This window comes from Bradyrhizobium sp. INPA03-11B (assembly GCF_040446015.1).
Lineage (GTDB): Bacteria > Pseudomonadota > Alphaproteobacteria > Rhizobiales > Xanthobacteraceae > Bradyrhizobium > Bradyrhizobium macuxiense_A.
This window is the reverse complement of record NZ_JASGSR010000219.1, coordinates 1-6517: the sequence shown is the minus strand read 5'-3', so window position 1 is coordinate 6517 and position 6517 is coordinate 1. Positions and strand designations below refer to the sequence as shown.

Sequence of the window (6517 nt, the reverse complement as noted above, 5' to 3'; positions counted from 1 at the left end):
ACCAACAGGCCGCTCGCGAGCGCGCTTCTATATCGCGCCGTAGCGAGCGGGCGGCCGGCCCGTTACCCCATCTACGGGGACCAGGCTCGAGCTTCCGGCTTCGTGCTTCGCACGTCCGGGAACGACGAACGGATAAAGCCTACGCGCTCGACCCCTTCGCCTTCGGGCGGCGCAGGTGCTCGTCGAGCCGCGGCATGATCTCGACGAAATTGCAGGGGCGCGTGCGGTAGTCGAGCTGCGCGCCGAGGATGCCGTCCCAGCCGTCGCGGCAGGCGCCGGGCGAACCGGGCAGGCAGAAGATGAAGGTCGCGCCGGCAACGCCGGCGGTGGCGCGGCTCTGGATCGTCGACGCGCCGATCTTGGCATGGCTCAGCATATGGAAGGCGATCGAGAAGCCGTCCATCCGCTTTTCGAACAGCGGCTCGACCGCTTCCGGCGTCACGTCGCGGCCGGTGAAGCCGGTGCCGCCGGTGGTAATGACGGCATCGACGCCGGAGTCCGCGATCCAGCGCCGGATCACGGCGCGGATCGCCTCGACATCGTCGGTGACGATCTCGCGCGCCGCGAGCTTGTGGCCGGCCGCGGTGAGACGCTCGGCGAGCGTGGTGCCCGACTTGTCATCCACAAGCGTGCGGGTGTCTGAAATCGTCAGCACCGCGATGTTGAGCGGGACGAATTGCTTGGTTTCGTCGATTGAAGACATGGCCTGCTCTCTCGCTCCCTCTCCCGCTTGCGGGGGAGGGTTGGGGTGGGGGTGTCACCGCGAGTCATATAGTGGAGAGAGCCCCCACCCGCATCGCATCTAACGATGCGATGCGACCTCCCCCGCAAGCGGGAGAGGTGAACTGAACCCGCGGCCTTGCCCCCTGTTGAACCGGCTTCCTACCCGCCGCCGAACGTGTTGCAGGCCTGCACGGTGCCCTGCTGGTAGCCGGTCATGAACCATTGCTTGCGCTGCGCGGCGGAGCCGTGGGTGAAGGAATCCGGCACCACCCGGCCCGTCGCCTGCCGCTGCAGCGTGTCGTCGCCGATCGCGTTCGCGGTGGTCAGCGCGGCATCGATGTCGCCGGCCTCGAGGAAGCCGGGCCGCTTCTTCTCCTCGCGATTGACCCAGACGCCGGAGAGACAATCGGCCTGCAGTTCGACCTTGACCTGCAGCGCGTTGGCCTCGGCCTTGCTGCCGGCCTGCTGCTGCAGCCGGTTCACGCGCGGGATGATGCCAAGCAGGTTCTGGATGTGATGCCCGGCCTCATGCGCAATGATATAGGCCGCGGTGAACTTGCAGGCATTGCCCGAACAGCCGCGGAAGCGCGTCTCGACCTCGCGGAAGAAGCCGGTGTCGAGAAAGATGGTCTTGTCCGGCGGACAATAGAACGGTCCCATCGCCGACTGCGCCATGCCGCAGCGGCCGCCATTGGTGGCGTTGCGGAACAGCACGATCTTCGGACCGGTGTAGGACTGACCGCTGGCCCTGAAGATCTCGCTCCAGCGATCGTCGATTTCACCCAGGATGCCGGCGATCATGCTGCCCATCTCGTCAGTCGGCGCGCCGCGCTTGGCCTGCCCGCCCGACGACTGCCGATCGGTCTGATACGTCGGCGCCTGGCCGCCGCCGGTGAGAATCTCGGCGCCGCCGATCAGGATGCGCGGGTCGATGCCGAAGGCGTAGCCGAGCAGGCCGAGCACGATGACCGTGCCGATGCCGAGCCCGCCACCGCCGCCCATCGGAATCCCGAAGCCGCCACCACCGCCGCCGCCTCCGCTGTCGTCGCGACGGTCTTCGATGTCGTCGCTGCGGCGGAAATCATCATAGCGCATGGCGGTTTCCCTTCATTCCCGTCGGCGACCCATTGCGGGACACACCAACCTAAAATTTCCATTCTGTTAATCAATATCCTGCCCGGCAAAAATTGCCTAGCCCGTTGCAGGCGCGTCCTTTGCGCCGCGAACACTACAAACGCCGGCCAATTTACCGGCCGAATCGTGCCGGTTTGATGATCCGCAAAATTTTTCGCAGAACGCGCTGATGTTGCAGCACAACGCCGACGACAATGCGCCACGTCGTTCAAAAGCTGCTGCAATCTTTTGCATGAACATTTCCAATTAAGTCGATTTTTACTTTGCCGGGTCAATGTGACGCCAGTCGGTTGTTTAGTCCCGCGTCGCCGACAGCGTCGCCTGAGTCAGAGTTCTTGAGTCATGGTAGTGTCGCGTCGCGGGGCGTCTGCAAGGGCGCCCCGCACTAAATTTGAGAGTGCCCCGTCGAGCCACATCGTCATTGGCGATTGCGTGGCCGAATTGTCGAAGCTTCAGGCCGGCTCGGTCGACCTGGTCTTCGCCGATCCTCCCTACAATCTGCAGCTCAAGGGCGATCTCAAGCGCCCCGACGAATCGCATGTCGATGCCGTCGACGACGACTGGGACAAGTTCTCGTCGTTCGCTGCCTATGACGATTTCACCCGCGCCTGGCTCTTGGCCTGCCGCCGCGTGATGAAGCCGTCGGCAACGCTGTGGGTGATCGGCTCCTATCACAATATCTTCCGCGTCGGCGCGATCATGCAGGACCTCGGCTTCTGGCTCCTGAACGACATCGTGTGGCGCAAGTCCAATCCGATGCCGAACTTCCGCGGCCGCCGCTTCACCAACGCGCACGAGACCATGATCTGGGCCGCGCGCGACGAGAAGGCCAAGGGCTACACCTTCAACTATGAAGCGCTGAAGGCATCCAACGAGGACGTGCAGGCGCGCTCCGACTGGCTGATTCCGCTGTGCACCGGCGAGGAGCGCCTCAAGGGCGACGACGGCAAGAAGGTCCATCCGACGCAGAAGCCCGAGCAGCTGCTCGCGCGCGTACTGCTGTCGTCGTCGAAGCCGGGCGATCTCGTGATCGATCCGTTCAACGGCACCGGCACCACCGGCGCCGTCGCCAAGCGCCTCGGCCGCAACTATATCGGCTTCGAGCGCGACCGGACCTACGCCGCCGCCGCCGAAGCCCGCATCGCCGCGGTCGAACCGCTGCCGGAAGCAACGCTGGCGCCGTTCATGACCGCGCGCGAGGCGCCGCGCGTCGCGTTCTCCGAACTGATCGAGCGCGGCATGATCGTGCCCGGCGCAAAGCTGGTCGACGCCAAGAAGCGCCATGGCGCCCTGGTGCGCGCTGACGGCGCCATCATGCTCGGCGACAAGGTCGGCTCGATCCACCGCATCGGCGCGGTCGCGCAGGGCTCCGGCGCCTGCAACGGCTGGACCTTCTGGCACGTCGAGACCAAGACGGGCCTGCGCCTCATCGACGAGCTGCGCGCCGAGATCCGCTCCGAGATGGCGGTGGGCTGAGGCGCGCCGCGGTTGGGGTAGCGTAGGATGGGTAGAGCGAAGCGAAACCCATCACTTTCTCGCCGTGTGATCGATGGGTATCGCTTCGCTCCACCCATCCTACGGTTCTGAGACTTGGGCCGACTTATCCTCCTCCGTCATTTCGGGGCTCGCGAAGCGGCGCCCTAAGATGCGCAATTGCGCATCGGGGAATGACGAGGGTAGATGACGCCGTCTTGAACGCGGCCGCCTTGTTGCGCCACGGCGGCGGGCTTACATTGATGCCCGTCACTTGCCGTTTCGATTGGTCGCCCCGATGCGAAGACAATCCGAGACCTTGCTGCTGGTGCCGCTGCTGCCGATCTTCCTGCTCGGCATGTTTCCGATGCTGCTGATCGGCCTGCTCGGATTCTTCGGCTTGATCATCTTCGGCATCCTGCTGGTCTGCGTCGGGCTGACGCTCGGCCTCGAGGCACATGGCGAATTCAACGAAGAGATCATCGTGCACGGCTTTGCCCGCGGTTCCGAGCGCGCGACGCAGCTTTCACACCTGCATGCTGCGACCCGCTCCGCCGCCCTGCTGGACCTCGCCGGAATTGCGCTGGTCATCGCGGGTATCCTGGGCTTCTTCTGGGCCGGCTGACCAGCGCGGCACGCGACCCTGATTCACAAACTCGTCGCTTGCGCGTTGCGGCGAAATTTGCGCAAGAGGGACCTGTCTGCGGCCTTCCCCGCCGCGTCCCGTCTCGCCGGTCGCAAGAACCAAGGGAGTCACTTCATGATCAAATTCTATTTCAATGGCGCGCCGAACCCGAACAAGGTCGCACTCTTCCTGGAAGAATCCGGCCTGCCGTTCGAGGCGATCCCGGTCGACACCCGCAAGGGCGAGCAGTTCGCGCCTGATTTCCTCAAGGTCAATCCGAACGGCAAGGTGCCGGCGATCGACGATGACGGCGTGCTGGTGTTCGATAGCAACGCCATCCTGCTTTACCTCGCCGAGGAGCACGGCAAGTTCCTGCCCGCCAACACCCCGGCCAACCGCGCCGCGACACTGTCCTGGCTGATGTTCATTGCGACCGGCCTCGGCCCGTATTCCGGCCAGGCCGTGCACTTCAAGCATTTCGCGCCGAAGGACCTCGACTACGCCAACAACCGCTATCAGTACGAGGCGCACCGCCACTACAAGATCCTCGACGATCACCTGGCGAAATCCCGCTACATGGTCGGCGACAGCTATACGATCGTCGACATGGCGTTCTGGGGCTGGGCGCGGATGGCGCCGTTCATCCTCGGCGAGGAAGGCTACGCCAAATATCCGAACGTGAAGCGGCTGGTCGACGAGATCTCGGCGCGGCCGGCGGCGGCGCGCGCGATCGCGCTGAAGGACAAGCACACCTTCAAGGCCGAGATGGACGATGCCGCGCGCGACATCATGTTCGGCCACCTCAAGAACAAGGTGGCGTAAGCCAATCGATACGACAGCAAGACGGCGCCCTCGCGGGCGCCGTTTTCATTTGTGCGGCCTTCTTGCGGCGCGCGCTATGCCGGAAACGCGCCGAGCGCCTTCTCGGTCAGAACCGAGTCGCAATATTCCCGCACCTCCTTGATCCGGCCACCGTCGAAGCGGAACACCAGGCAATAGTCGTTGTCGTAGCGCTGGCCTTCCTTGGTGAGGTTGTTGCCCTTGGCCTCGACCACGACGATGTCGTCATCGGCGATGATGCGATGCGCGACGGTGCGGCCGCGCTCGACCAGCCTGGAGCGGACATGGCCGTGCAGATCGGTCATGATCGATTGCTTGCCGGTGAAGGTGCGCGACCAGGAATACTGCCCGGTCACGGTCCAGATCGCGTCGTCGGCAAGGACAGTCATGAACAGCGATTTCTCGCGCACCGCGGGATCGGGACTGCCCGCGATCACAAATATCTCCTGCACCAGTTTCTTGTTGTCGGCTGCGCTCATGGCGCGTCTCCTTGCGATAGGTTGGCTCTGCGTTCCTCACGCGAACCGCTGTTCGCTTCGCGTGAGAACGCCTTGCCCGCCAATCCTGCGACGCAGACGCGCATTCTTCCAATCGATAGGCAATATGATATATATTCACCTGATGAATTTAAATTCGCTTGACCTCAATCTGCTTGTCGCGCTCGACGCATTGCTGCGCGACGGCAGCGTCAGCCGCGCCGCGATGCGGCTCAGCCTGTCGCAACCGGCGACCAGCCACGCGCTACAGCGGCTGCGCGACCTGATCGGCGACCCGCTGCTGGTGCGCAACGGCGCGCGGATGGAGCTGACGCCGAGGGCGCAGGCGCTGCGCTCGCCGCTGGCACAGGCGCTCGACCAGGTGCGCACGCTGTTCGTCTCCGACGATTTCGACGCGGCGCGCAGCGAACGGCATTTTCGCCTGATGATGCCCGATCTCGCGGTCGAGCTCTTGATGCCGTCGCTGATGGAGAAGGTGACGCGGCTGGCGCCGAACGTCACCATCGACGTGGTGCCGTGGCGGGGACCCGCGATCTTCGCACCCGAATTCGCCCGCACCATCGATCTCGTGATCTCGATCGGCGACTCCTTCAAGGGCTTTCACCGCCAGCGGCTCTACACCGACAGCGACGCGCTCGCGGTGCGCCGCGGCCACCCGGCCGGCGCAAAGCTGAAAAAGCGCGAGGCGTTCCTGGCGGCGCGGCATGTCGCCGTGATCATCCGCGGCCAGAACGAGGATTTGATCGACACCTGGCTGCGCGGCAAGGGCGTCGAGCGGCGGATCGCGCTGGTGGTGCCGGGCTATATCGAGGCGCTGCACGTCACCGCGCGCACCGACCTCGTCGCCTTCGTGCCGCGCCGGCTGATCTCGGCGCTGTCGAAGCAGCTGTCGCTTGTCACGGTGACGCCGCCGCTCGATCCCGGGATCGACGAGCAGCACATGTTCTATCCGACGCGGGCGCAGATGGATCCGGGCTCGATCTGGCTGCGCAAGCTGATGCTGGAGACCGGACGGGAGCTGGAAACGGGGAAGGCCACGTAGCGCCGCGCCCTATCCCCGTCGTCCCGGCGAAGGCCGGGACCCATAACCCCAAATCTCGCCTGTGGTGCGCCGCTGGGGCCACAGCCCTTCATCCCCAATTCACAACTGTGGTTATGGGTCCCGGCTTTCCAGGCCGTGCAAAAACCACGCTCTGATGGTGGATTTTGGCGGCTGAGATTGATT

At 64.6% G+C, this 6517-nt stretch carries 8 protein-coding genes; 4 read left to right on the top strand and 4 right to left on the bottom strand.

The features are described 5' to 3' along the window. Positions 1-139: 139 nt before the first annotated feature. The 3 genes from moaB to QMZ05_RS39955 all read right to left on the bottom strand — a co-directional run bounded on the left by moaB (position 140) and on the right by QMZ05_RS39955 (position 2091). Positions 140-703 carry a molybdenum cofactor biosynthesis protein B gene (gene moaB / locus QMZ05_RS39965; protein WP_353705751.1) on the bottom strand — a complete coding sequence of 188 codons (564 nt, stop codon included), beginning with the start codon at positions 701-703 and terminating at the stop codon, positions 140-142. A gap of 179 nt (positions 704-882) precedes the next feature. Further along, positions 883-1818: a neutral zinc metallopeptidase gene (locus tag QMZ05_RS39960; RefSeq protein ID WP_353705750.1), complete on the bottom strand. Its 936-nt coding sequence runs from the start codon at positions 1816-1818 to the stop codon at positions 883-885. A 96-nt stretch (positions 1819-1914) separates the two neighbouring features. Continuing rightward, a complete protein-coding gene (locus tag QMZ05_RS39955) occupies positions 1915-2091 on the bottom strand; it encodes a hypothetical protein (protein ID WP_353705749.1) in 177 nt (58 codons plus the stop codon). 108 nt (positions 2092-2199) lie between these two features. Between QMZ05_RS39955 and QMZ05_RS39950 the strand changes: the two genes are divergently transcribed. From QMZ05_RS39950 to QMZ05_RS39940, 3 genes are all read left to right on the top strand, one after another. After that, a complete protein-coding gene (locus tag QMZ05_RS39950) occupies positions 2200-3333 on the top strand; it encodes a site-specific DNA-methyltransferase (RefSeq protein ID WP_146987167.1) in 1134 nt (377 codons plus the stop codon). Between the two features lie 295 nt (positions 3334-3628). Further along, positions 3629-3955: a hypothetical protein gene (locus tag QMZ05_RS39945; RefSeq protein WP_353705748.1), complete on the top strand. Its 327-nt coding sequence runs from the start codon at positions 3629-3631 to the stop codon at positions 3953-3955. Positions 3956-4090: 135 nt separating this feature from the next. Further along, positions 4091-4777: a glutathione S-transferase family protein gene (locus QMZ05_RS39940; protein WP_353705747.1), complete on the top strand. Its 687-nt coding sequence runs from the start codon at positions 4091-4093 to the stop codon at positions 4775-4777. A 74-nt stretch (positions 4778-4851) separates the two neighbouring features. Here QMZ05_RS39940 and QMZ05_RS39935 read toward each other — a convergent pair whose 3' ends face one another. Beyond that, positions 4852-5274: a nuclear transport factor 2 family protein gene (locus tag QMZ05_RS39935; RefSeq protein WP_353705746.1), complete on the bottom strand. Its 423-nt coding sequence runs from the start codon at positions 5272-5274 to the stop codon at positions 4852-4854. Between the two features lie 142 nt (positions 5275-5416). Between QMZ05_RS39935 and QMZ05_RS39930 the strand changes: the two genes are divergently transcribed. After that, on the top strand, positions 5417-6334 hold the full coding sequence (locus QMZ05_RS39930) for a LysR family transcriptional regulator (RefSeq protein WP_353705745.1): 918 nt from the start codon (positions 5417-5419) through the stop codon (positions 6332-6334). Positions 6335-6517 lie beyond the last annotated feature (183 nt).